Raw genomic sequence first — 22,921 nt, forward strand, 5'->3', positions numbered from 1 at the left:
GCCAGCCGCGACATATAGAGGTGTTCATGCAAGGCAAAGACCCGAAATCGCTGATCCAGATCGCCCGCTCGACGGGCAATGACGAGACGGCAGAGCCGCTGGACCTGGGCGCACGTGTGCGCGAGTTGCGCAAGGCGCGCGACTGGACGCTGGAACAGGCCGCCGGACAGGCCGGTTTGGCCCGTTCGACCCTGTCCAAGATCGAAAACGGTCAGATGTCGCCCACCTATGAGGCGCTGAAAAAGCTGGCTGTGGGTCTCGAGATTTCTGTGCCCCAGCTGTTCACCCCGCCGGAAAAGGGGCAGATCAACGGGCGGATGGTTGTGACCAAATCAGGCGACGGCAATGCGCAGGCCACGGTCACCTACGAGCACGAGTTGCTGGCCGAGACCCTGACCAAGAAGACGATGCTGCCCTACCGCGCCCGCGTGCGCGCCCGCTCGATGGACGAGTTCGACGGCTGGGTGCGCCATGACGGCGAAGAGTTTCTGTACGTGCTGACGGGTGTAGTGCGCCTGTATACCGAGTTCTACGAACCGGTCGAGATGCGCCGCGGCGACAGCGCCTATTATGACGCCACGATGGGGCACAACGTTGTGTCCGTCAGTGACGAAGATGCATTGATCCTGTGGGTGACGTCACTGGCCTGACCGGATGGGTTCAGGCGGTGTGCAGCGCCTTGGCCTGCCGTGCCAGATAGGCGTCAAAGGCGTTTTGCGCCTCTTTCAGCGACATGTCGTGGGTCGCGGCCAGGTAACTTTCAAAGCGGTCCTGATCTGCCTTGAGGAAGGGCATCGCGCTGGGTTCGAGCCCGGGAAATTCGATGCACAGCGCACGATAACTTTCAGCCCAGTTCTGGGTTAGGTCATTCCAGGTCATGCGTACCCCCGTCAGGTTTTCGTACTGGCCCCGGCAGGGGGCACATTGTTGACGCAGCGATCCAGCGCACGTCGGACATCCACCACGGGGCACAGGATATTGCAAAATGGTGACGGTTCAACTGTTTATGTGAAAAGTTTCCGCAGTGCAGCATGGGCAAGCCCGACCGCGACCAGTTGTGCTGCCACAAACCCGGCGATGTGACCGGGGTAAATACCTGCAAACGTGTCGGAAAATCCGCGCGCGATGGTGACGGCCGGATTGGCGAAACTGGTGGAGGATGTGAACCAGTATGCCCCCGTAATGTAGAGGGCCACGAGGGTGGGTACAACCTCTGGTCGAGACTTGAGGCCACCGAAGATGACAAAGAGCAATCCGAAGGTCGCGACGATCTCGGACCACCATTGCGCCAGCCCGGTGCGGTGAAGCGTTTGGGACGCCTGAAGGATCGGTAGATCGAACATGGCGTGCGTGGCCCAGACCCCCAGGATGCCGCCCGCGATCTGCACGGGGATGTAGGCCAGCGCGTCCCCCGCCTTCACATCCCCCCGCAGCCAGAAGGCCAGTGTCACGGCCGGGTTGAAATGCGCCCCCGAGACGGGGCCCAGCACCGTGATGATGACATAGAGCATGCAGCCCGTGGCGATGGCATTGGCCAGCAGCGCGATGGCCACGTTGCCGCCCGCCAGTGTCTCGCCCATGATGCCCGATCCGACAACGCCGACCAGCAGCATAGCCGTGCCCAGCCCCTCGGCCGCCAGTATCCGGATCATGTCGTTACTCTTCGTACCACCAGAATTGCGGCATCCAGTCCGGGCCATCGCCATAGATCGGGATCACGTCGGGATGCTTCATTTCCTTGATATGCGCGATGCGCCCCGTGGTGAACTGCCAGAACGGCACCACGTAGCGCCCGGCGATCAACAACCGGTCGAGGGCGCGGGTGGCGGCAATGCTTTCCTCGCGGGTGCGTGCCGTCAGCATGGCGGTGATCATGGCATCAATCGCCGGATCCTTGGCCCCCATCAGGTTTTGCGAACCTTCCTGATCAGCGGCGTCCGAGCCCCAGTAGAAATACTGTTCGTTCCCGGGGCTGAGCGACATGGCGCGGCGGTGGTAGGTCATGTCAAAGTCGAACGCGCCCGTGCGGGCGGTGAATTGTGCGCCATCCACCAGGTCGATATTCACGTCGATTCCCATGCGGCCAAGCGCCTGGGTGTAGAGGTCGGCAATTGCGCGATCCTCGGTGCGTTGCTGATCAAGCAGGATGGTAAACGTCATCGCCTGACCGTCCGCATTGCGCAACTTGCCGTCCTGGGTGGTCCACCCGGCCTCTTCCATCAGCGACAGCGCGCGGCGCAGGCCCGCGCGGTTGCGCAGGGTGCCATCGCTTTGGGGCAGGGTGTAGCCCTCCATCACGCCGGGCAGCAGCTTGCCGTTGAAGGGGGCCAGCAGGGCGGCCACGTCGCCCTTGGCAGGGCCGGGCAGCATCGCCAGCGGGGAGTTCGAGAAATAGGAGGTGATGCGCGGCTGCGCGCCCCCTGTCAGCGCGTCGTTGATGTATTCGAAGTTGAAGGCCGTGATGAGCGCCTCGCGCACGCGCCAGTCGTCAAAGGGCGCGCGGCGTGTGTTCATCACGAAACCGGTGATGCCCGACGGTTTCTGGTGCTTGATCTCGGTCTTGATCACGTCGCCGGACTGCGCGCGGGGAAAGCTGTACTGGCTGGCCCAGGTTTCTGCGTTGAATTCGCGGATGGCCGAGATGTTGCCCGCCTTGAACGCCTCGAACACCACGTCGGCGTCGCCGTAAAAGTCGATGGTGATCCGGTCGAAATTGTAGGTGCCGCGGCGAAAGTTCAGATCGTTGCCCCAATAGTCGGGATTGCGGGTCAGGATCACGTTCCGCGCGGCCTCGTAATCGGTGACCACGTAAGGCCCGGAGCCGATGGGCACGTCCGCGATGCTGGCGGCGGCGAAATCCTTGCCCTCCCACTGGGCCTTTTGCAGGATCGGGCGCATGCCGGTCAGCAGAGCCAGTTCGCGATTTTCGGAGTCGAAGGTGAATTTGACGCTGCGCGGCCCGGTCTGTTCCATGCTTTCGATCTGGGCCCACAGGCTGCGGTAGCGGCCGTGGCCTTGCGTGCCGAGGGTTTCATAAGACCACAGCACATCCTCGATGGTGACCGGGCTGCCATCAGAGAATCGGGCCTCTTCCCGCAGGGTGAATTCAGCCCAGGACCGGTCGTCCGGCACCTCAATCGATTCGGCCAGCAGACCGTAAAGGGCGAAGGGTTCGTTGCGCGACCGACCCATCAGGCTTTCGTGAGTGAGAAAGCGCAACTGCCAGGGCACGTTGCCCTTCTGGATGTAGGGGTTGAGCGAGATCAAAGCTGCCGGTGTTGTCCAGCGTGATGGCACCACCTTTGGGTGCATCGGGATTCGCGTGCGGAAGGGATACAAAATCCGGTGGTAGCTGGGGCGCGCCATACATAGCTATGCCATGGCTTGGCTCTGCTTGTGGTTGCGAGATTGCTGAAACCGAGCCGCAAAGAATCACCGCGAGTGCTGTAAATTTTGCCCGTCCAAGTTGGAAATAATCCCGCCCCATTTTGTAAACAATCCTCAATAGCCCTTGTTTTGTTAACAATAGCTGGCTGCGGACATTTACGCATTATCAAACTTTTAGCTTGGACTCTGTGAGCGGCATTGCGTATAACAAGGGCACTGCTCGATAGGTTTCTTGCCTGTATGAAACCTGCCTCAATAACTTAACGCCAGCTTCGTGCTGGCGTTTTTTTTGGCTCAGCCGGGCATGAGCGGGACGCAGCCCGTTCCGTTTGCAGATGCAGCATGACATGCTGCGTCATACACGGAACAAGGGAGCCCCTCCATGGCATTCGAAATCTCGCTGGCTGGCAAAACGGCTGTCATCACAGGATCAAATTCCGGCATCGGTCTGGGCATGGCATGGGAGCTCGCGCGGGCGGGCGCGGATGTGGTGCTCAATTCGTTCACCGACGCAGCAGACGATCACGCTCTGGCCAAAGAGATCGCGGAGGAGACCGGCACCAACACCCGCTACATCCAGGGCGACATGTCCAAGGGCGACCAGTGCCGCACGCTGATCGAACAGGCGGGGGCCTGCGATATCCTGATCAACAATGCGGGCATCCAGCATGTTGCCGCGATCCCCGATTTCCCTGTCGACAAGTGGGATGCGATCATCGCGATCAACCTGTCATCCGCCTTTCACACAACCGCTGCCGCCTTGCCGATGATGCGCGCCGCCGGGTGGGGCCGCGTCATCAACATCTCCTCCGCGCACGGGCTGACGGCCTCCCCCTACAAGGCGGCCTATATCGCGGCCAAGCATGGGGTGGTGGGCCTGACCAAGACCACTGCGCTGGAAACCGCCGAGGAACCGATCACCGCCAACGCGATCTGCCCAGGCTACGTGCTGACCCCCATCGTGGAAAAGCAGATCCCAGACACGATGAAGGAATATGACATGAGCCGCGAGGAGGTGATCCAGAACGTCATGCTCAAGCGCCAGCCGTCCAAGGAATTCGCAACGACCGAACAGTTGGGTGGCACAGCCGTGTTCCTGTGCTCGCCCGCAGCCGATCAGATCACCGGCACCACGATCAGCGTGGACGGAGGCTGGACCGCGCTCTGATCCTTCATTGTTCTGAAAATATGCAAAAATTCCCGGCCAAAGCCCGCGCCTAGGCCGGTGGTTTGCTTGGGTCCTTGCCGTTGGGATAGACCAGCCCGGCAGAGATCACGAGCTTGGCCGCATCCTCGACACTCATGTCGAGTTCCATCACGTCTTCGGCCGGGAAAAACAGCAGAAAGCCGGACGTGGGGTTCGGGGTGGTCGGCACAAAGATCGACAGCAGCGTGCCGGTGTTGCCGGCGCGTTGGCTGACCTCGCCCTTGGCCGTGGTCGAGATAAAGCCGATGGCCCAGATGCCTTTGCGCGGGTACTCGATCAGGCAGGCCTTTTCAAAGGACCGCTCGGACTGGGCAAAGACGGTTTCCGAGATTTGCTTGATCCCGGAATAGATCGAGCGCACGACGGGCGTGCGTTCCACCAGGCTTTCCGCATAGCGGATCATGGAGCGCCCGATATAGCCCTTGGCGACCCAACCGACGAAGATCGTGAACAGCAGGAAGACGATCACGCCCACGCCGCGCACGTTCACCCGCACCCATTCCGGGTTCGGCACGATGTTGCCGTTCACATCGACAAAGCGCGGGTTGTTCAGCCAGTAGTTGACGAGGGCATCGGGTTGCCAGGCGGTGGGCACAAGCGGCCAGACAAAGCCGTCGATCCACCCGATCACCGTCCAGATCAGCCAGATCGTCAGGCCAACAGGTGCGATCACGACCAGTCCGGTCAGAAAGGACGCGCGCAGCCGTGCGAACAAACCGGGGCGGCGGGGTGTTTCTGGATCGAAAGGGGTGTTCATGTTGGTCCCGGCGCAGGTTTCACGCTTAGTTAGGTCAACGCGTTAGGCACTACAATGGTTTCCGCCCGCTTAACGGGCATCGCCCATCATTACGCTCAATTCAGTGGCAATTTCGGCGGCAAGCCGAGCATTGTTGCGGACAAGCGCGATATTGGCCGTCAGCGAACGCCCTTCGGTCAATTCAAAGATCCGTTGCAGCAGGTAGGGTGTGACGCCCTTGCCGGTGATCCCGTGGGCGGTGGCGTCGCCGGTCGCCTGCGCGATGATGGGGGCGAGGGTGGCGCGGTCGATCTCGGCCTCCGCCGGGATCGGGTTGGCGACCAGTTGCCCGCCGGGAATGCCCATGGCAGCGCGCTGTGCGTGCGCGGCGGCGATGGTCTTGGCATCATCCATGCGCAGGGGCGCCTTGAGCCCGACGCTGCGCGACCAGAAGGCGGGCATGTCGTCTTGCCCATAGGCGATCACCGGCACGCCCTGGGTTTCCAGCACTTCCAGCGTCTTGGGGATGTCGAGGATGGCCTTGGCCCCGGCGGCCACGACCGTGACCGGGGTCTGGCCCAGTTCCATCAGGTCGGCGGAAATGTCGAACGTGCCTTCGGCCCCTTTGTGGACCCCGCCGATGCCCCCGGTGGCAAAGACGGCGATCCCGGCCATTCGCGCCGCGATCATCGTGGCGGCCACGGTCGTGGCCCCTGTGCCACCGCGCGCGATGCAGGCCGCCATGTCGGCGCGGCTGAGCTTGGCCACATCACGCGCCTGCGCCAGCAATTCCAGTTGGGCGTCGGTCAGCCCCACATGCAGCGTGCCCGCGATCACCGCCATGGTCGCCGGTTCCGCGCCGTGGCTGCGCACATCCGCCTCGACCTGCCGGGCAACCTCGAGGTTTTGGGGATAGGGCATGCCATGCGTGATAATCGTGCTTTCAAGCGCGACAACGGGTTTGCCTTTGGCAAGGGCGTCTGCGACGGCGGGCGAGGGGGTAAAGAGGCTCATCCTGGGGTCTTTCCTGAAACATAGATTGCAGCCGCCTCAAGCGCCTGGGACAGCGCGTCCACGCGCGTAGAACCGCGGGTTTCGGCGGCGATATGGGCGGCCATGAACGTGTCACCAGCACCTGTAACGCGGGTCACAAGGACCTGGGGCGGCGTCTGGCTGATCAACCCTTCTGCCGTGCCTTCGGTGGCGGTTTTGCCGCCATCGGTGACCAGTACGCGGGCAGCCCCCCGATCAATCAGCCCTTGCGCGGCCTCGGCAGACCCTTCGAAATGGCGCTGGCACAGCAGCCCGGCCTCTTCGAGGTTCACATAAAGCGTGCCGCGCTGGTTGGTAAGGAAGGGCGCGAGCCGTTCGGCCTTGCCCGGAGAGGCGGGGGCGACGCGCAGATCGGCCCTGGACAGAACGGGGCTGGTTGCGATCTCGCTTAGCAGATCAATCGTCAGGTTGCCGTCAAGCGCCGCGAGCCCGGTATAGGGCGCGTGTTCGGTGGCGATTGTGCCGTCGATCAGGGGCCGCAGGATCTTGGCCCCCGCGCTTTCCAGCGAATGGGCATCGGCGATGGCGGCGATCAGCCCGTTGGCGCCTTCGACGGCCATGTAGCGGTCTGTCGGCAGGTCTTCGGAGCGATAGACCGTGTCTGTCACCATGCCGCGCGCAGCACAGGCGGTGATCAGCTCGTCCCCTTCGGCATCGCGGCCAATGGCGGTCAGCAGCGCTGGCGTCAGGCCAAAGCGGGCGAGGGTCATCGCGATGTTCATGGCCACGCCGCCAGGCAGGCGCGTGATCCGCCCCGGCACGTCCGAGCCCTGCCGCATCGCAAGCGGTGCGCGCCCGATCACATCCCACAGGACGGACCCGATGCAGAGAATGTCAGCTGGTTTGCTCATATGCGCCTTGTGACGCCGCTGCGCGCCAGAGGCAAGGGGATGCGGTTATCTGGCCGGAACGCCAAAGGTGAGCGCTGCCCAGAATGTATCCCACACGGCGGTGTCGTCGCCCTTGATTGGCTCGATCACCACTGCGTCGAACAGGTAGTCATGCCCCGGCGTGACCGGAATGCGCGCGAGGCCGCTCGCATCGGTGCGGTGCAGCGTGATGGTCACGTCCCCGGTGGCGATACGGTCAAACACCTCGACCTGCGCGTCGGCGCGCGGTTGGCCGTGGTAGAGCACCTGCACCTGCATGGTGCCGTCGAAATCCGCATCATAAGGATTGGTCAGCGCGACGAATTCGGTTTTCATACCCAGCGCGCGATCCTCACCCGCACCATCACCAACCCCGATCAGGGCCTTGGCGTGGCGGGTATAGCGCTCCTTGAACGGCGGGTCGGGAAAGCCGTTGGCGGCATGGCGGGCGGCCATGTCCGGGAAATCCTTGTGATCGGCGAACTTCTGGAACTTGGCCCAGTCCTTGTAATTCACGAAGGAGGGCGTGGTTTCGTGGACCACGATGGCCAGCCCCTCGGACGGGGCAGGGGCGTCAAGTGCGGGCCGGTCCCCCATCCGCCCTGCGACCGGCTGCACGTTTTCGCCCATGACCACGTCAAAACGCGCGATGTTACGGTCGAAAAAGGACAGCGTGGTGCCTGCGAACTCTTCCCCGTTCTTGAGATTGACCACGATGTTGGCATCTGCGGGCACTTGATAGGCATCCGCCTCGAGCCAGAACTCGTGGGCGGTTGCAACCCCCGCGCAAATCGCGCACCAAAGCGTCAGAACAAGACGGGACAGGGTCATGGGAAAAACCTTTCTAAACGTGGGTGGCAAGCTGCGGCTTTGGGCGGTGATGTCAAGCATATGGCTGGGTTTGACGACGGGGATGGCCCTATCTCACGAAAACGTGCCCGCGATTGCCGATCTGACGGTAAGCGAGGGGCGCGTGCTGATCGAGATGCGCGTAAATATCGAGGCGCAACTGTCCGGCATTGATCTGGACGTTGTCGAGGACACCGACGATGCGGAGAATGCCGCCGATTACGACGTGCTGCGGGCGTTGGAGAACGCCGCCGTCGCGGCGCGGGCGGGTGATCTGGTCACGACCTGGAATGCGGCCCCCCTGGTCAGTGCAGGCGATACGCCCATTGCCCTGACGCTCGAGTCTGTGACCGTTCCAGAGGTGCCCAATGACGAGTTGCCGCGCATTTCCGATGTGATCCTGTCTGGCCTGTTGCCCGAGGGTGCAAATACGGTGGAGGTGGCCTGGCCCGCTGGTGCAGGGAACCTAGTTTTGCGCCAGCAAGGGGTGGAAGAACCCTATACCGGCCTCATCTCTGGCGGAGAGTCCACCGGACCGATTGCGGTGGCCGGGGGGGATCAGGCGACGGGCTGGCAGACATTTGTCGACTATATCCCCGTCGGGTTTGACCACATCCTGCCCAAGGGCCTTGATCACATCCTGTTCGTGCTGGGCCTGTTTTTCCTGTCCACGCGGCTGGGTCCGCTGTTGTGGCAGATCAGTGCGTTCACGCTGGCGCATACGGTGACATTGGCCTTGGGCGCATTGGGGCTGGTCAACATCCCCGGCAGCATCGTGGAGCCGCTGATTGCGGCCTCTATCGTTTACGTGGCGGTCGAGAACATCTTTGCCCGGGGCTTGAACCCTTGGCGCCCGGTGATCGTCTTTGGCTTTGGCCTGCTGCACGGGCTTGGCTTTGCCTCGGTCCTTGGTGACTTTGGTCTGCCCGAGGCGCAGTTCGTGCCCGCGCTGATCGGGTTCAATGTCGGGGTCGAGCTGGGGCAGTTGGCGGTGATCGCCATGGCGGCGATTGCGCTGTTCTTCGGGTGCCGGGCCGCTATGGCCGCCCGTCTTGAGGGGGTCGAGGAGTTGGTCGCCGAATACCCGGTCATGTTCCGCGCCTGGTCGATGACCGGATCGCTGATCATTGCCGGTATTGCGGTCTACTGGGTGATCGAGCGGACGCTACTTTAGCGCCGCCGTCAGGGATGCCAGCGCGTCGCCTGGGGCATCCGTGCGCCAGATTTCCTCGCCAATGCCGAAGAAATCGGTGACCGGGGCGAGGCGCGCAATGGCCTCCGGCGTCAGCCCGCCTTCGGCGACGCAGGGCACTTCGATCATTTCGGACCACCACTGGAACAGATCGTCCGCTGCCGTTGCCTCGTCGCCAAGGCCTGTGATGGGGCCGAAAGAGATATAGTCGGCCCCCGCTTCGCCCGCCGACATGCCCGCGTGGCGCGAGGTGCCGCAATTGCTGCCAACGATGGCGTCGGGTCCCAGCGCCTTGCGCGCATCGCGCACCGATTTGGCCGCATCCATCAGGTGCACACCGTCCAGCCCCAGCCGCTCTGCCAGCCCGACATGGTCTGTCACGACGATGGCCACGTCGCGCGCATGTGTCACCTCGCGGCAGGCATCGGCGGCGCGTGCAATCGTGTCCTCGTCTCGGGTGGCGAGGGCAAGGCGGACGCAGGCCACGTCATGCGCGTCCAGCACGCTGGCCAGAAGGGTGGGAAAGGTCGACAGCTCGATCACCGGGGGCGAGAGCAGGTAGAGTTGGGGCTGCTCCGGGGCTTGCTCGATATCGCTCATGCGGGTCGTCCTTTTGTTTTGACGATGCTCTAGCGGATGTGACGGGGAAAGAAAACTTTTATGCCTGCGGCATACAAGTGAGTTTGTAAGATATTGAAAACATGAAGGAAATTTAGACTTGTTTTTGCTTCCCCATGTTTTTCCCCATGTGAATAGGTGTTGCGGGCCTGCTACACCAGTAATGAGGCGATTCCAGCGAACACCACCACCACCCAAAACACGCCCGACTCAGCCATCACACGCCCGCCGATAGATACCATAGCCATGCGCAAGCCCTTCGCTCAAACGGATGTACCAAACGCCGTCAATCTCGACGGACTGAGAGTCGCGATCAGGAATCCCAAAGCCTTCGGCGCGATCAAAAAGATCGGGGCCGGGAACTCGATACCAAGTCCAAGCCTCAAGGTTTTCCAGCCAAAAAACATCATAGATCGGCTCACCAGCGCCGTGTTCATTGTTGAGCATTTTCGCAAGCGCGCCGCTCATTCCCAGTCCACCAACCGCAAGGCCTGTTCTATATCCACACCCGACTCCTTGGCCTGTGCCATGGCCTGCACCAGCGCCGTCACAGTGCGCGCGCGTCCGCCACTGTCGAAGGCTTGCAAGCTACGCATTATGCCTATCGACACCGGCGACTCCAGCTTGATCGAACATTCGTGGGCAATGACCTTGCACAACGGTTGCAACGTCCATTGGCCAAGGTGGCGCTGCGCCTCTCTGACCACCGGGCCAGTCGCTGCGCGGTTCTGCAATGCGGGCAACACACCGAACGCAGACTCAATCGCATTCCGCGCATCCCGCAACGCGTCGCCAGACTCCAACCGCGCCATGTTCGGCGTCAAATCCGCAGGCATTTTGTGCATGTCAGGATAGGCACCAGCCGCCGTTGCTTGGGCCACGCCCTCAACCACCAGCACGGACCCACGCCGCCCTTTGAACCCCTCGCGCAAGGCGTCCAGATCATCCACTTGGGCTTCGGGCATGGGGACAATCTGAGTGCCGATTGGCGCTGTCTGGTAAACGTCGCTTAGGGCCGACTCCACTGCGTTCAACAGACCGGATGACAACGCGGCGCGCTTCAAGGGTGCGGTGCCGACATATGGTGTCGTCGTCGTGGCACCTGTCACGAAATGCAGAACCTCAGTCGCCAGCGCCGTGACCGAGCGTCCGCCGCCGGTATCTGCCACGGACAGGCGATAGGCCGTTGGTTTGCCGTTTCGGGTGCTGACGTCCCATTCGTGTGCGATCGCCAACCCATCCTCACGCATTAAGGCGACAAATTCACCCCGCAAGGCCAGTGAACGGCCAATGAGTGCCAGCATGGGCGGGGTCAAAATATCCGTGCCGTCAACGTCTGCCAGCGATAGACCGCCTTCCCACAAGCTGACGCAGGATTGCGCGGCGCTGGTCAATTCCGCAACACCCTCGCGCCCTGTGATCAGGGCCGCACGCGCCGCCATGAGGCTTGCCGTGTATCCGGTATTGCTGGCCCGCGTTTCGGGCGTTTTGCGTTTGAAAGGCCAAATCATGCGCGCCACCGTGACAAGACGTGCACAGATCGCGCGGACGGCTCAGGCGACCAGTTGCGGGCCTGTATCTGACCATATGGATAGGCGGCGCGGGTGACTGCGCTCAGTTCGATCAACTCAGCCCGTTTAATGGTACGTAGGACATTGCCCTTGCCGTCACGCGTCACCGTCTGATCCTTTGCCGACGCCACACGGAACCCCGGCGACAAGCCTTTGACCAAGTTGGTTTGCATGGCCGCCACGGCGTCGGCAATAAACCCGATTTTCATATGATCCGCAGAAACCCGCGCTTCAAAGCGCAATGCGTTGCCGGCATCGTTCAAAGTGAGGGAACCGCCGGCACGCGAGGCCAGCGGTTTACCCATGTCGTGTTGCCAAAGAAGATGAATGTCTGCCGTCCCGTCTTGAACGGACTCGGCAAATGCACCTTCGGCAAATGTCTCGAAGCGATCCGAGCCAAAAGAGGCCCGTTCGTTATAAGGGAATATGCCCTCGATAATCGCGCTGCCATCGAAAGCAAAACGCGTTTCAATTTCGCCAGCGGCGCGACCCTCAAGCATGTTACTGGATGCCCTCAACAATGCGCAGTTGCGCGCCACGGGCAACGGTCTGGTCCATTGTCGTGATTGCAGTCAGGCGCAGTTGGCCGGACGCGGCGTCGGTAAAAGGATCACGAATCAAATCGACCGCGCCCCAAGCCCCGATATGAATTGGCGGCAATCCACCTGCGCTTGTGGCCAGTATGGCGGACGTTTCGCCGCCCGCCGGGGCTTCAAGGGCATTGGTGGTCATCACAACGCCCATCATGGCCTCAGTCATCAAACGCCATTCGGTAACCGCCGTGCCAGCAATGTACGAACCGTCCATCCTGTCCCAAATCTCAGGACGCGCCAGCATCCGAACCGAACCGGGGCCGCTTGCAGCATTACCCACCATGAACGCCAATACTTCGGTGCGGAACGCGCCCCACGTGGCAGGTGCGCCAAGGCTCTGCACGTTGATCCCGTATCCAGCCGCACCCGGAATGATCCCCATTGGCTGACCCGCCGCACCAGTGCCAAGAATAAGACTGCGATCCAGTTCCATCTGCATCGCGCCAGCCATGTCGCGGCGAATTGCGCTTTCCAGACCCTCGCCCGATTGTTTCAGCGCCTTGCGCGTGATTTTCATTCGCACGCCAAGGTTATGATCAGGCGACAGTTTTGCGTCACTGGTGGTGAACGGCACGGGGTCTGGCAGGTCCGTTACTTCGTCAGTCTGCCACGCGGCCACAGTGCTGGCCGTGGAAACAGGATATTCCAGCGACCCACTGCCGACTTGCACGAGACTCGCGCCAAGTTGCGCCGCAACGGACGTTGGGAAAAGGCGGTCAACAAGCGGCATGGTGCGGACAGGGTCAGGCGTGGTTGCGGACGTTGTTTCGCCTACGCGACGTTCAAGAGCGCCCCATGGTACGGGAATACCCTGATACCCGCCTGCGCCGCGCAGTTCCGTGATTACTTCGGCTGTTTGGCCGCTGATAGCCGCGCCCTCGTCCAGATTGGCAACGACTTGGCGCAATTCGAATGCGTCAATAAGGCCCTGCCATTCATCTGCGCTGCGATTTTCCATTTCTGCGGACGCCGCATCGCGTTCGGACGCCTCGACAATCAGCGCGCCGCGATACTTCGTTTCATTGGCGCGAAATTCCGCGTCCAGAGTCTCGATTTGGCGCGTTTCGTCGTCGGTTGTTTCCTTGCCGACCAGTTCCGACAATTGCGAGCGAATTTCGCTCTGACGCCGTTGGATTTTGACAGATTCAAGCATTTTGTGCCTCACTTTTCAGTAGTTGCCGCCAGTTTTGGCGATCTTGGGAAATGGGCCGGAATCCGACCTCTACGCGGGTTTTTTCCGCGTGGCAGACACGGCAAAGCGTCTGTAGATTTGCGGGATCAAAGGACAAGTCAGGATGCGTCCGCACGGGTTCAACGTGATCCACCTCAAGGCGGCGAAAGTCGCCACATTTCACGCAGCGCCATTCATCGCGTTCCATGATGCGCAGTCGCAGAATGGCCCATCGCTTAGTGCGGGTGACCTTGGCCGAGTGGCGCTTATGTTCGTCACGACGCGTTGTCATGCCCACACCACGCGCGATTTCTTGGCCTTTACGGCAACACGGCGGCGACCTTCGGCAACGGCCAAAATGGTGGCGGCGGCCGCGTCAATTCGGGCGCGTGAACGGCCTTTTGCCAGTTTGCAGTTTTGCGCCGGATCAACGACGACAACGGCACCGCCAAAAGCATGCCGCAACAGCAATGACGGCGCGGTCTGCACATGGCCGTCATATGCCGCAGAGCGGAACCGTTCCACGTCCTCAGAGCCGTCTTTGAACCCCATGCCACGCGAAATGAACGGCAGGCGGCAATCAGCGTTCGCCATCGCCTCTTGAAACTCACTCAGGCGGAATCGGTCCCCGATGATGGACTGAATCTGTGCATCTGGACGCAGGGCCAGCACTTGCCGCAACCACTTGGCCGCAGGCACAACCTTGCCGCCCAGCGTGTTCAATTCGCCTGCGCGCGCCATCTCGACATATGCGCTCTTGACGCCATCGGACTGGCCACGATCTGCAAGCGATGGTTCACTTGGCAATGTGGCAACACACTCAAGACGGCCCGTTTCAGGCCAGTAAAAGGCGGCGGCGGACATAGACACAGACCCGCCCAAATCAACGCCCAAGACGCACGGTCCATCCGCAGGTGGCAAACTTTCACTTTCGCATGTAAGCCATTGATCTACAGTCAAAACCACAGACCGCGACTCGATGCTGACGCGCTCGTTTCTATTGAGATTGCGGAAACTGGACAAGGCCGACCCACCACGGGCGATGGCCCGGCGGGCTTGGGCCTGCAACCATTCAAGCGAGGGGCCAATACCTTCGGACGCACCCGGATTCGCCTCTAGCAGCGATGGGGCGTCATCAGCGGGCAAGCCTTGTTCACTTGGTTCGTGGACCTGCCGATATGTGCCGTCTAGGTCTTCGTCACACCACCGCGAAAAGCTGTTTGCGTCATTGTCGCCAGCGGTGGACAGAATGAGGCACTTACCATTCCGTTTGCCCAAACCGGACAGGATCGCATTTTCTAGGTCATCGCCTTTTTCGGCAGGCCACGCGGCCCGTTCGTCCAGCAGCGCCAATGTGGGCGAGGTGCCAAGAATGGACGCGCCATCCGCAGGAATACACCGCGCCTCACCGCCCCCGCGCCCCTTAAAATCCAGTTCCAGCTTGTACCCATGACGCGTCGTGATTTGATCGCGCTCAGACTTCGGCAATGACTGCGAAAGCCCCACCAGATAGCGAAAGGCAACCTTAGCCTGATCCCGGTTTTTTGCGGCAAGCAGGATCTCGCGTTGCGGCGTCGGCATCCATTTTCCGCACAGATGCGCAAGGGCCAAAGCAGCGCCAAGGCATGTCTTTGCATTGCCCCGCGCGATGCTCAAAACACCAATCATATTGGCCGGATCAGAACACCCCCGGATAAACCGTTTCTGATATTCAGCCAGCACAATTTTTTGCCCCGCCAAAGGCCCGGTTGGCACCTTCAACGATTCCACAAAGGCAATCAGTTTTTCCGCATCCTTCATCAGAAATATCCCTCAATGTGAGAGAAAAGAGGGAGGTTGGGCGGGCGGTCACCCCCACGGAATGAACGGTGGCCATTGGGACCAGAGAGGGGGTGCATGGGTGTGGAATCCCTCAAATGCTGACGCGTTTGCTTGTATTGAGGGCTGACGCGTAGGCAGGCGCGTAGCGGCGTGATTGCGTGTCGATGTCCTGATCATCCACCATGTGCATCACTTGTATGGCCAGTGCAGCGCGCACGTGGTGAGGGGCAGCGGGCAGGCCTGCGGTGTAGGTGACGGCCAGCGGGCCTTGTGGTGACACGTTGATGGTTACGGTGGGCCGGTCACCATGACGCGTAGTCGTGTCAATCGCCTCAATCGCCGTAATCGTCCCGGTGGCCGTCGTCATGGTTGCCGTGAGCGTGGCAGCGTTGGCCTCTGATAGCGGGCCAATGGGCAAGCGCAGGGGCGTGCCACATGCCCACGTGTCGTAAGTCGCGGTGATTGTCTCAGGCAATAGCGCGGTGTTGGTGCGCATGCAGTATTCAGCCGTGACAGCCGACGCGAGCATGGCCAGTTGCAGGTCGCTTTCGTCATGCTCAACCACGCCAACCTCTTTGATATCAGCCAGCGTGACTGCGGTTTGAATGTCGCCGCGTGTGAAGTGCATATGTCAAAACCGTGTAAAAGAATTAACAAACATGGTATCAAATGTATGTAAACGTGTAACCCATTAAAATTACTATCAAAGTGAGTAAGAAATGGCTGATGAAATTATAAAGTTTACAGCAGACAGCACGGCATATGTGCCATTGGGTGCCGGTAGTACTGGTGTGGCCGTGCAGAACGAGCATGCTTATGCTCATTTACGTCTTGCAATTGCTGACAGCCAGCCGGACGCTAACCACGGCGCTTACATGATCCTAAGGCAACGGAACTTTGTGCAGCACCTTGAGATACCCGACACGTTCACGGTGTGGGCGCGTTCAGACACGGACGGCGTGACAGTGACGGGGCACTATCGAAAGTTTCTTTGAATAGCGGCCCTGTCCCGTGCCCGTTCAGAGCAAAGACAGGCGGTATAGACGGTTAGTCACGTCAGAACTCCGTCAGGATCGGCCCCTTTTTTTGATTTGGGGCGCGGATCAGGCCCGCTCGGTAAACGCACCGGCGGGCCGAACGCGCAGGGAGCGGACTTTGCAAAGTACCGTAAAATCAGTGGAACCTAGAGCTTAGGAGTGCCTTGAATGTCGGTGCGCCCCTGCCAGTATGTAGCCAGAAAAGACTTGATCGGAAACTAACATGACAATGGCACAACAACCTAGACCGCGCGCAGTGACCGCCCAATATGAAGTGCTGCCTTGGGAGTTCGCGCGTTTGAAGGCAGATCGGCCTTTAGACAGCGTTAGCCCAACCGTGAACGTTTGCCTTTCGATGCTCACGACAATGACGATTGAGGGAGCATTTGAGATGTTGTTTCGGCAGGAAATCTGGAAAGCGTCAGGTTTGCCGAACCACGAAATTCCAAACGACACCCTAAACAATCGGCTTCTCAGGAAGGCCGAAGACGATATCCGTCGGATATCGGGTTGGGGTGGTTACAAGGCGATGTTTGAGATAATTTTTGGCCGAAAGATTTCAGAAATTGTTGAAAATCAGGGCATTCTGGAGGCGGTCGATGTTTTGTTCACATTGCGCGGAGCTGTTTTTGCACACGCTAGATCTTTCAGTTTTTACTACAACCCACTGGCAAATTCGCCTGCGAACATTGATGTTGAGTGGGAATCCAAAAGTTTCTCAAAGATCCATAGCTACATCGAAAAAAACGACCTGTCGAAGACAGGGTGGCAATCAAACGAGGTCACAGATCACTTCTTTGAACGAGTTCTCGAACTGTTGGTTGAGATTGATGTCAAACTTGGGAAACAGTTGCTTGGCCTGACTTATCATGGCAACGTTGCGACCGATTTTGACCGTGAATTGAAATACGTTAGAACTGTCATCGACAGACAAATTGCTGACCGCCAGAATCCTTACGAGTGAATGTGGCAATTGATGCGGGACGAAGGCTGTCCGCAAACGGGTTGAGAATTCCTATCCAATGCCTACTTCGGGCTGGACTAAGACCTAAGGCGAGAGAGTTCGCTTGATCTTGCTTCCAACGCATTTTGAAGCAACTGCCGGGGCGTATCCCAACCTGGGCCGGGGTTTTTTCGAGATTCCTCATCCACAAACTTAATTGTTGCCAAAATACGTTCTATTTCTTTTTCAAGAACGAAGATGCGATCCACTTGATCCAAGATAGTTACTCCAGAGGCTGTTTTGGTTCGATCAATATGGCCATTACAGCCGACAAGGCAACATACTCTTGATGTTTATCTGCACACGGAACTGACCATTAGGGGTCGCGACTATGTAGAACTCATAGACGATGTATCCAACGTCCGCTTCGGGCTGAGGTGGCCTGCTCAGCGGCCCATAGAAGGGCACCTTGGGTGCGTAGCAGGTCTTCCCACGCGGGAAGCTCGTTTCGGGCCATGCAGCCCCACTTGTAGCGCGCGTCTGGCCATTTTTACGTCCCTCGGTAGCTGTAACTCGAAAATACACCGGGCGTGGCCATTTGTGCATGCAAAATGCCCTTTTATGTAATTCTCTCAAAGTGATAGTGGGGGACATTAGATCGTTTTGAGAGTGCGGCGTCGGGGCTGTTGAACACCCCGACACCAATGCCGTCAGCGCGACAAAATTTGGCTGTATGTCTTGCTCATGGCTAGCGTGTCACTGAACACTTGGCCGACTTCAAAGCCAACCGCCTGCGCTGACTCTGGAAAATCGCTGATGTGCTGTGCGGTGATTTGATCAAGCTGTTCTAAGCAATAGTCGCTAGCCGCCGACGACCGAGAGTCAGCCACAACGTCGCACAATTGGGCAATTGCCTTAAAGCGATCATCGCACGACTCCGACGCAAGCAACGCCGCGATTTTGGCGCGCTCAGGTAGTCGGACGGTCATAAGCAAGTGGTAGAACCGCTCAGAGGGACGGGTCACGTCATCGCTGGTTGTGTCTCGTTTGAGATCATCAAACGTGCCCTCGCCAAGTTCAGCGTCCGTTGCGATTTTTAACTGTTGCAGATCGCGCAACAAGCGGTCCTTCTGCATGGCTGCGCAGTAAGCAAATTCGTCTTTCTTCATGGCAATTTTCCTTCTTGTTGCCGGGTGGTGGTGGTTTCAAGGTGGTCTGCAAACGCAGGCCAGATTCCGACCAGTCGCAACAGGTCATCATGTGCCAACGCGTCACACGGCACCGCGCTCGGTGGACCGGACAGGTAGCGGAGCAGATCGGCGGGGATCATTGGTCGTCAACCGCCGGTGACAGCCGTACTGTGCCAGCATCGACAAAAAGGCTATCGACCGGCACAAACTTCACCGTTCGAATGTCAGCGTTACGGAGTCTTGCGGCGTTCATCCGCTCTAGTTCTTGCGCTTCTTTTACCGCCCATTCCTGATCCAAATGCGCTTTGCGTCTTTCGGCGGAACCGGCGGACAGTTTGCGGGTCATTTTGTCGACTCCTTTTTGCAGGCCGTTTGGGGCCAAATTTTTTTTGGTGATTTGAAAGGGGTAAAGACAAGCGTTTCGCTTGCTTCAAAGGTTGCTCAGCGCTCCATACAACGGTTGCACCAAGCACCTTTTCGAGGGTGTCAGAGGGTGTTGCATGAGAGAGAGAGCTTGAGCAAAAGGCATAGGTCGATCTAGCCCCGGCATTGCCGAAGCCAGACCCTATGCCCATCACGATCTTGCGTTGCCGTCGGTCGGTCGCCGTCGCTATAGGCCCTTGCCGTGGTTCACCTACCCGGCAAAGTCGCACGCTACTTTTCAGCCTTTGGTGTGGCCTATTCCCTGCCTTCGTACTTTCGGTCTGGCATTGCGCTTTGGGAAGCCCCGTGGTAACGCTTAAGACGAAAGGGCCACTGTCTCGACAACCGTCCCCTTTCGAATAATTTGGCCCGCTGTGTCCACCACATGGCGGGCCTTTTCTTTCTCCACTACAAAAAATTGTCGCCTTGTACTTTACAGTGTCGGCAGTTTGCCCGTGAACCACCTCGCAAATCCTGTAGCGAATTGAAAAATCGGCATTTTCAAAAAACTCATTTTGATAGACGTCATTTTTTCACCTTCGGCTTGCGATATCCGGCAGGTACGATTGCGGTGCGCTTGTACTGTTCCCACACGTCAGCCGGTAGCTGTCTTCGGCCTGCAACGTTTGGAAAATAGGGCGCTTTTCCTTCGTTGATTTTGCGGTAGAGCGTGTTGACGTGGACGCCAGCGTCGGCGGCAGCTTCGGTTGGCGTAAGCCAGCGTGGCGGGTCGTTTGAGGGCATTTTTTCGTCCTTTCGAGTAATTGCCTGCAAAGCATTCACCGCAAAAACGAACGTTTCTACACAAAAATCGTATTTGTCTTAGACGACTAAATAAGTGCATGTATTTCCAAATAAAAAACGCGCCGACTAGTAATCGGCGCGAATATTATCCGCAAATTAATGTGAAATAATGTCTCGATAACTCTAAGCGGCCCGGTTTATTACCGCGACATTATTTCCACTTAATACGAATTTCGACCATTCTTGCATGATTGATTCGCGTGACTCCGCGTCGTCATACAGGTGGTTTGGGTCGGTGCTGTCCGGGTTGTCGTAGGCGTGCTGGACGCTGCCGCCAAACTTGTGGTGCAGGACGCGTTCGGCTGTCTCATAGCTTTGCTTGTTTGCCTTTGCCCACGCCTTGAATGACGACCGCAGGCCGTGCGTGTGAAAGTCATAAGGCAACTCTGACACCATCTCGTGAAACTTGCTGTAGTAGATTGGCGTTCGTTGCCGAACGGCAGGGAATAGCCACTCTGTCCCGTAGTCTCGTGCGCACCGCTGTTCTAGGTCGATCAGGGCTGGCGTTTTCGGGACGTAGAACGGCAAGCCGCGTTTGGTCCGCTCGGGTGGCACGTGCCAGTGTCGGCCATGAAATTCGTCGTGGCGTGCGCCTAGTGCGCTGTCTACCCGTACCAGCGTCAACAGGATTAGGCGCAAGCAATCGTGGTGGATCGTGTGGGGCAGGTCAGCGTAGAGGTATGGAACGTCTCGCCAGTACAGCGATTTCCGGTGCTTTGGCTTATGGCTGGACTTACCCAATAGCTTACGGGCCGTGTCCACTAGTCCGACATTCACTGTCATGTCCCTTTTCGCGTACCACGCGAGCAACAAATTCAGCTTGCCCAATGCGTCGCTGATTGGTCCATGCCGCTTGCCGTTCCAATGTGGCTCAAAGTGAAGTGCCAATTCCTGCGGGGTGATGTCGTGCAAAGGGCGATTGCCAAATGGCGCGACAATGACCTTGTGAAACGACCGACGATAGTGCGCGGGTCCGCTCTTGTTTTTGATGTTGGTCGTGTGGAAGTCTAGCCACTCGTCCGCGATATCCGACAACGTGACGCCCGCAGATGGCGCTTTGACCTTGGCGGGCATCTTGGCCGCTCTGGCCTCTGCTGCACGCGTGCGGGCCTCTGACAGTCCCACTTGCGGATACGATCCTAAGCCCGTCTCAAATGGCGTGCCCTTAACCGAAAATCGGACTGTCCACGATCCTTTGCCGTTCCCTGTGGTCGTGTATCGCAGGCCGTTGCCGTCCGTATGTTTGCCCTTTGGTAGTTTCGCAATGTCGGTCGCTTTGAGCTTCCCCATCTCTTCCCCACTTTCCCCATGTCGCTCGTTTTTAGCGTGTTTACAGATGTTGGGAGTTGTTGTGGGGGAGGTCCGTTTCCGTCAAGAAAAGAAGGCGTTTTCGTTGATTTTTGTTGAGAAGCGTTTAGCGAGATTTACTCAAATTTAGGCGCAACTTTGTGCCTGCGGCGCGCATATTTTGGGAACAATGAAGGGATTGTAGTGCGTTGTGGCGATGGGGTAGATGGCGGCCATGACACCGACATTTGTGCTGACACGGCCCCAGATGGGCGAAAACATCGGGGCGGCGGCCCGTGCGATGCTGAACTTTGGCGTGGACCGGATGCGCATCGTCGCGCCCCGCGATGGCTGGCCCAACCCGGCTGCTGTCGCGCTGGCCAGCGGGGCGGGTCGGGTGCTGGACGGGGCCAGCGTGCATGACGATCTGGCAGGCGCACTGGTGGATTGCACTTATGTCTATGCCACGACGGCGCGCCAGCGAGACCTGACCAAAGAGGTGCTGAGCCCCGAGGCCGCGATGCGCGATGCCGCTGCGCGGATGGCGGCGGGCGGGCATGTGGCCGTGCTGTTCGGTCCGGAGCGTGCGGGGCTGGAGAATGACGATATCGCGCAGGCCAATGCCCTCATCTCGGTGCCGGTGAACCCGGAGTTCCCGTCGCTGAACCTGGCGCAATGCGTTTTGCTGGTGGGGTATGAGTGGATGCGCGCCTCGGCCCAGGTCACGGACCGCATGGTCGAGATGGCGGGCACCCAATGGGCGACGGGCGACGAAGTCGAGCATCTGGCCCGCCATTTCGAAGAGCGGCTGGACGCGGCGGGCTTCTTCTTTCCCGAGCACAAGGCGGCCAGCATGCGCACCAACCTGCGCAACATGTGGAGCCGGATGCCCCTCACCCGCGCCGATGTGCAGACCCTGCACGGCATGCTGCGTCAGATGGTCCGCTGGGCCAGGCGAGGCTGACGCTGGACCTCTGGTGCAGCCGGCCCTAGGTTGCGCGCTGACAAGAGGCACGAGGCTGGCATGGCAAAGAACCGCTCCATTTTCGAAGAGGTCGCAACCACCGAGAAACAGGTGGTCGAGGCGGGTGTGATCGACAAGGGGCGCGGCGGGGCGCGCGGGGCCATCCGCGTCTGGCTGATGATGCTGTTCACCCTTGTGGTCGTGATGATTGCCGTTGGCGGTTTGACGCGCCTGACCGATAGCGGACTGTCGATCACCGAGTGGCGCCCGTTCACCGGGGCGATCCCGCCGATGAACGCCGCCGATTGGGACAGTGAGTTTGCCAAGTACCAGGCCATTGACGAGTTCCGCATTCAGAACCAGTGGATGGAACTGTCTGATTTCAAGGTGATTTACTGGTGGGAATGGGGACATCGCCAGCTGGGCCGCGTGATTGGCGTGGTCTGGGCCATCGGCTTTTTCTGGTTCCTGTTGCGCCGCCAGATTCCGACCGGTTGGACGCCGAAACTGCTGGGCCTTGGCGTGCTGGGCGGACTTCAGGGCGCGATTGGCTGGTGGATGGTGGCCAGCGGTGTGACCAGCGGCGAAGGCATGGTGGATGTGGCGAGCTATCGTCTGGCCACGCATCTGGGCCTTGCCTTTGTCATCCTCGGATTCATCGGCTGGTACATCTACCATATGGGCCGGTCCGAGCGGGACCTGATGCAGGCGCGGCGCAGCAAGGAGTCCAAGCTGTTTTCGATGTCCACGGGCCTCATGCACTTTGCCTTTCTCCAGATCCTGATCGGGGCACTGGTGGCGGGCATTGATGCCGGACGCAGCTATACCGACTGGCCGCTGATGGGCGGGCAGGTGTTTCCGGCCAGCGCCTTTATCCTCGAGCCGTGGTGGCGCAACCTGTTTGAAAGCCCGGGGCTGGTGCAATTCGTGCACCGGGTGACGGGCTATCTGCTGTTTGCCTTTGCCGTGGTGGTCTGGTTGCGCGGGCGCAGATCGGCCCATGCCAACACGCGCTTTGCCTTTAACGCGGTGATGGCGGCGATGGCCTTGCAGATCGTGTTGGGCATCGTGACCGTCCTGTACGGTGCCCCGTGGCAGGTCGCGATCCTGCACCAATTCCTGGCCGTGGTCCTGTGGGCGCTGATCCTGCGCGCCCGGTTCCTGTCTGCCTATCCCATTGCAACATCCATCCGAGGAAGCGCCTGA

General features: G+C 59.5%; 26 protein-coding genes and 1 pseudogene. 7 read left to right on the top strand and 20 right to left on the bottom strand.

The window, feature by feature from the left end; all coding sequences use genetic code 11:
- Window positions 1–26: 26 nt before the first annotated feature.
- The gene (locus ACMHLQ_RS21885; RefSeq protein ID WP_415402779.1) at window positions 27–650 is read left to right on the top strand and encodes a helix-turn-helix domain-containing protein; all 624 of its coding nucleotides are present in this window, start codon (window positions 27–29) and stop codon (window positions 648–650) included.
- Between the two features lie 10 nt (window positions 651–660).
- On the opposite strand, the gene ACMHLQ_RS21890 is transcribed toward ACMHLQ_RS21885, so the two are convergent.
- From ACMHLQ_RS21890 to ACMHLQ_RS21900, 3 genes and pseudogenes are all read right to left on the bottom strand, one after another.
- On the bottom strand, window positions 661–879 hold the full coding sequence (locus tag ACMHLQ_RS21890) for a hypothetical protein (RefSeq protein ID WP_415402780.1): 219 nt from the start codon (window positions 877–879) through the stop codon (window positions 661–663).
- A 125-nt stretch (window positions 880–1,004) separates the two neighbouring features.
- Window positions 1,005–1,652 carry an aquaporin gene (locus ACMHLQ_RS21895; protein ID WP_415402781.1) on the bottom strand — a complete coding sequence of 216 codons (648 nt, stop codon included), beginning with the start codon at window positions 1,650–1,652 and terminating at the stop codon, window positions 1,005–1,007.
- 4 nt (window positions 1,653–1,656) lie between these two features.
- A pseudogene (locus tag ACMHLQ_RS21900) lies at window positions 1,657–3,487 on the bottom strand (extracellular solute-binding protein).
- 282 nt (window positions 3,488–3,769) lie between these two features.
- Between ACMHLQ_RS21900 and ACMHLQ_RS21905 the strand changes: the two are divergent.
- Window positions 3,770–4,555, top strand: coding sequence for a 3-hydroxybutyrate dehydrogenase (locus ACMHLQ_RS21905; protein WP_415402782.1), 786 nt, complete (start codon window positions 3,770–3,772; stop codon window positions 4,553–4,555).
- 49 nt (window positions 4,556–4,604) lie between these two features.
- On the opposite strand, the gene ACMHLQ_RS21910 is transcribed toward ACMHLQ_RS21905, so the two are convergent.
- From ACMHLQ_RS21910 to ACMHLQ_RS21925, 4 genes are all read right to left on the bottom strand, one after another.
- A complete protein-coding gene (locus ACMHLQ_RS21910) occupies window positions 4,605–5,351 on the bottom strand; it encodes a DUF502 domain-containing protein (protein ID WP_415402783.1) in 747 nt (248 codons plus the stop codon).
- Window positions 5,352–5,420: 69 nt separating this feature from the next.
- Window positions 5,421–6,344 (bottom strand): pseudouridine-5'-phosphate glycosidase, encoded by a 924-nt coding sequence (locus ACMHLQ_RS21915; RefSeq protein ID WP_415402784.1) that lies wholly within the window; start codon window positions 6,342–6,344, stop codon window positions 5,421–5,423.
- Window positions 6,341–7,234 (bottom strand): PfkB family carbohydrate kinase, encoded by an 894-nt coding sequence (locus ACMHLQ_RS21920; RefSeq protein WP_415402785.1) that lies wholly within the window; start codon window positions 7,232–7,234, stop codon window positions 6,341–6,343. Before ACMHLQ_RS21920 ends, ACMHLQ_RS21915 begins: the two co-directional genes overlap by 4 nt.
- Before the next feature lie 45 nt (window positions 7,235–7,279).
- Window positions 7,280–8,083, bottom strand: a complete 804-nt coding sequence (locus ACMHLQ_RS21925; RefSeq protein ID WP_415402786.1) for a DUF4198 domain-containing protein — start codon at window positions 8,081–8,083, stop codon at window positions 7,280–7,282.
- Between ACMHLQ_RS21925 and ACMHLQ_RS21930 the strand changes: the two genes are divergently transcribed.
- Window positions 8,082–9,275, top strand: coding sequence for a HupE/UreJ family protein (locus ACMHLQ_RS21930; RefSeq protein ID WP_415402787.1), 1,194 nt, complete (start codon window positions 8,082–8,084; stop codon window positions 9,273–9,275). The genes ACMHLQ_RS21925 and ACMHLQ_RS21930 overlap by 2 nt on opposite strands.
- Here ACMHLQ_RS21930 and ACMHLQ_RS21935 read toward each other — a convergent pair.
- The 8 genes from ACMHLQ_RS21935 to ACMHLQ_RS21970 all read right to left on the bottom strand — a co-directional run bounded on the left by ACMHLQ_RS21935 (window position 9,267) and on the right by ACMHLQ_RS21970 (window position 15,695).
- Window positions 9,267–9,893 (bottom strand): thiamine phosphate synthase, encoded by a 627-nt coding sequence (locus ACMHLQ_RS21935; protein ID WP_415402788.1) that lies wholly within the window; start codon window positions 9,891–9,893, stop codon window positions 9,267–9,269. The two genes, ACMHLQ_RS21930 and ACMHLQ_RS21935, sit on opposite strands and share 9 nt — an antisense overlap.
- Window positions 9,894–10,121: 228 nt before the next feature.
- Entirely contained in the window at window positions 10,122–10,379 is a 258-nt protein-coding gene (locus tag ACMHLQ_RS21940) for a hypothetical protein (RefSeq protein ID WP_415402789.1), read from the bottom strand.
- Window positions 10,376–11,422, bottom strand: a complete 1,047-nt coding sequence (locus tag ACMHLQ_RS21945) for a hypothetical protein (RefSeq protein WP_415402790.1) — start codon at window positions 11,420–11,422, stop codon at window positions 10,376–10,378. The genes ACMHLQ_RS21940 and ACMHLQ_RS21945 overlap by 4 nt, the downstream gene beginning before the upstream one ends.
- The gene (locus tag ACMHLQ_RS21950; RefSeq protein WP_415402791.1) at window positions 11,419–11,982 is read right to left on the bottom strand and encodes an HK97 family phage prohead protease; all 564 of its coding nucleotides are present in this window, start codon (window positions 11,980–11,982) and stop codon (window positions 11,419–11,421) included. The genes ACMHLQ_RS21945 and ACMHLQ_RS21950 overlap by 4 nt, the downstream gene beginning before the upstream one ends.
- 1 nt (window position 11,983) lies before the next feature.
- Entirely contained in the window at window positions 11,984–13,228 is a 1,245-nt protein-coding gene (locus ACMHLQ_RS21955) for a phage major capsid protein (protein ID WP_415402792.1), read from the bottom strand.
- Entirely contained in the window at window positions 13,221–13,538 is a 318-nt protein-coding gene (locus ACMHLQ_RS21960; protein ID WP_415402793.1) for an HNH endonuclease, read from the bottom strand. The genes ACMHLQ_RS21955 and ACMHLQ_RS21960 overlap by 8 nt, the downstream gene beginning before the upstream one ends.
- Window positions 13,535–15,046, bottom strand: coding sequence for a terminase large subunit domain-containing protein (locus ACMHLQ_RS21965; protein ID WP_415402794.1), 1,512 nt, complete (start codon window positions 15,044–15,046; stop codon window positions 13,535–13,537). The genes ACMHLQ_RS21960 and ACMHLQ_RS21965 overlap by 4 nt, the downstream gene beginning before the upstream one ends.
- A gap of 112 nt (window positions 15,047–15,158) precedes the next feature.
- Window positions 15,159–15,695 (bottom strand): hypothetical protein, encoded by a 537-nt coding sequence (locus ACMHLQ_RS21970; RefSeq protein WP_415402795.1) that lies wholly within the window; start codon window positions 15,693–15,695, stop codon window positions 15,159–15,161.
- A gap of 91 nt (window positions 15,696–15,786) precedes the next feature.
- Between ACMHLQ_RS21970 and ACMHLQ_RS21975 the strand changes: the two genes are divergently transcribed.
- Both ACMHLQ_RS21975 and ACMHLQ_RS21980 read left to right on the top strand, forming a co-directional pair.
- Window positions 15,787–16,062 (top strand): hypothetical protein, encoded by a 276-nt coding sequence (locus ACMHLQ_RS21975; RefSeq protein WP_415402796.1) that lies wholly within the window; start codon window positions 15,787–15,789, stop codon window positions 16,060–16,062.
- A 265-nt stretch (window positions 16,063–16,327) separates the two neighbouring features.
- A complete protein-coding gene (locus tag ACMHLQ_RS21980) occupies window positions 16,328–17,068 on the top strand; it encodes a hypothetical protein (RefSeq protein WP_415402797.1) in 741 nt (246 codons plus the stop codon).
- 77 nt (window positions 17,069–17,145) lie between these two features.
- Here ACMHLQ_RS21980 and ACMHLQ_RS21985 read toward each other — a convergent pair whose 3' ends face one another.
- From ACMHLQ_RS21985 to ACMHLQ_RS22005, 5 genes are all read right to left on the bottom strand, one after another.
- Complete coding sequence (locus ACMHLQ_RS21985) at window positions 17,146–17,325, bottom strand: hypothetical protein (protein WP_415402798.1); 180 nt, start codon at window positions 17,323–17,325, stop codon at window positions 17,146–17,148.
- A gap of 432 nt (window positions 17,326–17,757) precedes the next feature.
- A complete protein-coding gene (locus tag ACMHLQ_RS21990) occupies window positions 17,758–18,216 on the bottom strand; it encodes a hypothetical protein (protein WP_415402799.1) in 459 nt (152 codons plus the stop codon).
- Between the two features lie 157 nt (window positions 18,217–18,373).
- Window positions 18,374–18,583 (bottom strand): hypothetical protein, encoded by a 210-nt coding sequence (locus ACMHLQ_RS21995; RefSeq protein WP_415402800.1) that lies wholly within the window; start codon window positions 18,581–18,583, stop codon window positions 18,374–18,376.
- Window positions 18,584–19,185: 602 nt separating this feature from the next.
- Complete coding sequence (locus ACMHLQ_RS22000) at window positions 19,186–19,404, bottom strand: hypothetical protein (RefSeq protein WP_415402801.1); 219 nt, start codon at window positions 19,402–19,404, stop codon at window positions 19,186–19,188.
- A 183-nt stretch (window positions 19,405–19,587) separates the two neighbouring features.
- Window positions 19,588–20,754, bottom strand: a complete 1,167-nt coding sequence (locus ACMHLQ_RS22005; protein WP_415402802.1) for a tyrosine-type recombinase/integrase — start codon at window positions 20,752–20,754, stop codon at window positions 19,588–19,590.
- 232 nt (window positions 20,755–20,986) lie between these two features.
- On the opposite strand from ACMHLQ_RS22005, the gene ACMHLQ_RS22010 reads away from it, so the two are divergent.
- Both ACMHLQ_RS22010 and ctaA read left to right on the top strand, forming a co-directional pair.
- Entirely contained in the window at window positions 20,987–21,715 is a 729-nt protein-coding gene (locus ACMHLQ_RS22010) for an RNA methyltransferase (RefSeq protein ID WP_415402803.1), read from the top strand.
- A 60-nt stretch (window positions 21,716–21,775) separates the two neighbouring features.
- A complete protein-coding gene (ctaA, locus tag ACMHLQ_RS22015; protein WP_415402804.1) occupies window positions 21,776–22,921 on the top strand; it encodes a heme A synthase in 1,146 nt (381 codons plus the stop codon).

This window comes from Tateyamaria algicola (assembly GCF_047715485.1).
GTDB lineage: Bacteria > Pseudomonadota > Alphaproteobacteria > Rhodobacterales > Rhodobacteraceae > Tateyamaria.

Excerpts from the sequence above, each read along its gene's own strand:
- ACMHLQ_RS21885 (WP_415402779.1), top strand. The coding sequence starts at position 27 with ATGCAAGGCAAAGACCCGAAATCGCTGATCCAGATCGCCCGCTCGACG.
- ACMHLQ_RS21890 (WP_415402780.1), bottom strand. The coding sequence starts at position 879 with ATGACCTGGAATGACCTAACCCAGAACTGGGCTGAAAGTTATCGTGCG.
- ACMHLQ_RS21895 (WP_415402781.1), bottom strand. The coding sequence starts at position 1,652 with ATGATCCGGATACTGGCGGCCGAGGGGCTGGGCACGGCTATGCTGCTG.
- ACMHLQ_RS21905 (WP_415402782.1), top strand. The coding sequence starts at position 3,770 with ATGGCATTCGAAATCTCGCTGGCTGGCAAAACGGCTGTCATCACAGGA.
- ACMHLQ_RS21910 (WP_415402783.1), bottom strand. The coding sequence starts at position 5,351 with ATGAACACCCCTTTCGATCCAGAAACACCCCGCCGCCCCGGTTTGTTC.
- ACMHLQ_RS21915 (WP_415402784.1), bottom strand. The coding sequence starts at position 6,344 with ATGAGCCTCTTTACCCCCTCGCCCGCCGTCGCAGACGCCCTTGCCAAA.
- ACMHLQ_RS21920 (WP_415402785.1), bottom strand. The coding sequence starts at position 7,234 with ATGAGCAAACCAGCTGACATTCTCTGCATCGGGTCCGTCCTGTGGGAT.
- ACMHLQ_RS21930 (WP_415402787.1), top strand. The coding sequence starts at position 8,082 with ATGGGAAAAACCTTTCTAAACGTGGGTGGCAAGCTGCGGCTTTGGGCG.
- ACMHLQ_RS21925 (WP_415402786.1), bottom strand. The coding sequence starts at position 8,083 with ATGACCCTGTCCCGTCTTGTTCTGACGCTTTGGTGCGCGATTTGCGCG.
- ACMHLQ_RS21935 (WP_415402788.1), bottom strand. The coding sequence starts at position 9,893 with ATGAGCGATATCGAGCAAGCCCCGGAGCAGCCCCAACTCTACCTGCTC.
- ACMHLQ_RS21940 (WP_415402789.1), bottom strand. The coding sequence starts at position 10,379 with ATGAGCGGCGCGCTTGCGAAAATGCTCAACAATGAACACGGCGCTGGT.
- ACMHLQ_RS21945 (WP_415402790.1), bottom strand. The coding sequence starts at position 11,422 with ATGATTTGGCCTTTCAAACGCAAAACGCCCGAAACGCGGGCCAGCAAT.
- ACMHLQ_RS21950 (WP_415402791.1), bottom strand. The coding sequence starts at position 11,982 with ATGCTTGAGGGTCGCGCCGCTGGCGAAATTGAAACGCGTTTTGCTTTC.
- ACMHLQ_RS21955 (WP_415402792.1), bottom strand. The coding sequence starts at position 13,228 with ATGCTTGAATCTGTCAAAATCCAACGGCGTCAGAGCGAAATTCGCTCG.
- ACMHLQ_RS21960 (WP_415402793.1), bottom strand. The coding sequence starts at position 13,538 with ATGACAACGCGTCGTGACGAACATAAGCGCCACTCGGCCAAGGTCACC.
- ACMHLQ_RS21965 (WP_415402794.1), bottom strand. The coding sequence starts at position 15,046 with ATGAAGGATGCGGAAAAACTGATTGCCTTTGTGGAATCGTTGAAGGTG.
- ACMHLQ_RS21970 (WP_415402795.1), bottom strand. The coding sequence starts at position 15,695 with ATGCACTTCACACGCGGCGACATTCAAACCGCAGTCACGCTGGCTGAT.
- ACMHLQ_RS21975 (WP_415402796.1), top strand. The coding sequence starts at position 15,787 with ATGGCTGATGAAATTATAAAGTTTACAGCAGACAGCACGGCATATGTG.
- ACMHLQ_RS21980 (WP_415402797.1), top strand. The coding sequence starts at position 16,328 with ATGACAATGGCACAACAACCTAGACCGCGCGCAGTGACCGCCCAATAT.
- ACMHLQ_RS21990 (WP_415402799.1), bottom strand. The coding sequence starts at position 18,216 with ATGAAGAAAGACGAATTTGCTTACTGCGCAGCCATGCAGAAGGACCGC.
- ACMHLQ_RS21995 (WP_415402800.1), bottom strand. The coding sequence starts at position 18,583 with ATGACCCGCAAACTGTCCGCCGGTTCCGCCGAAAGACGCAAAGCGCAT.
- ACMHLQ_RS22000 (WP_415402801.1), bottom strand. The coding sequence starts at position 19,404 with ATGCCCTCAAACGACCCGCCACGCTGGCTTACGCCAACCGAAGCTGCC.
- ACMHLQ_RS22005 (WP_415402802.1), bottom strand. The coding sequence starts at position 20,754 with ATGGGGAAGCTCAAAGCGACCGACATTGCGAAACTACCAAAGGGCAAA.
- ACMHLQ_RS22010 (WP_415402803.1), top strand. The coding sequence starts at position 20,987 with ATGACACCGACATTTGTGCTGACACGGCCCCAGATGGGCGAAAACATC.
- ctaA (WP_415402804.1), top strand. The coding sequence starts at position 21,776 with ATGGCAAAGAACCGCTCCATTTTCGAAGAGGTCGCAACCACCGAGAAA.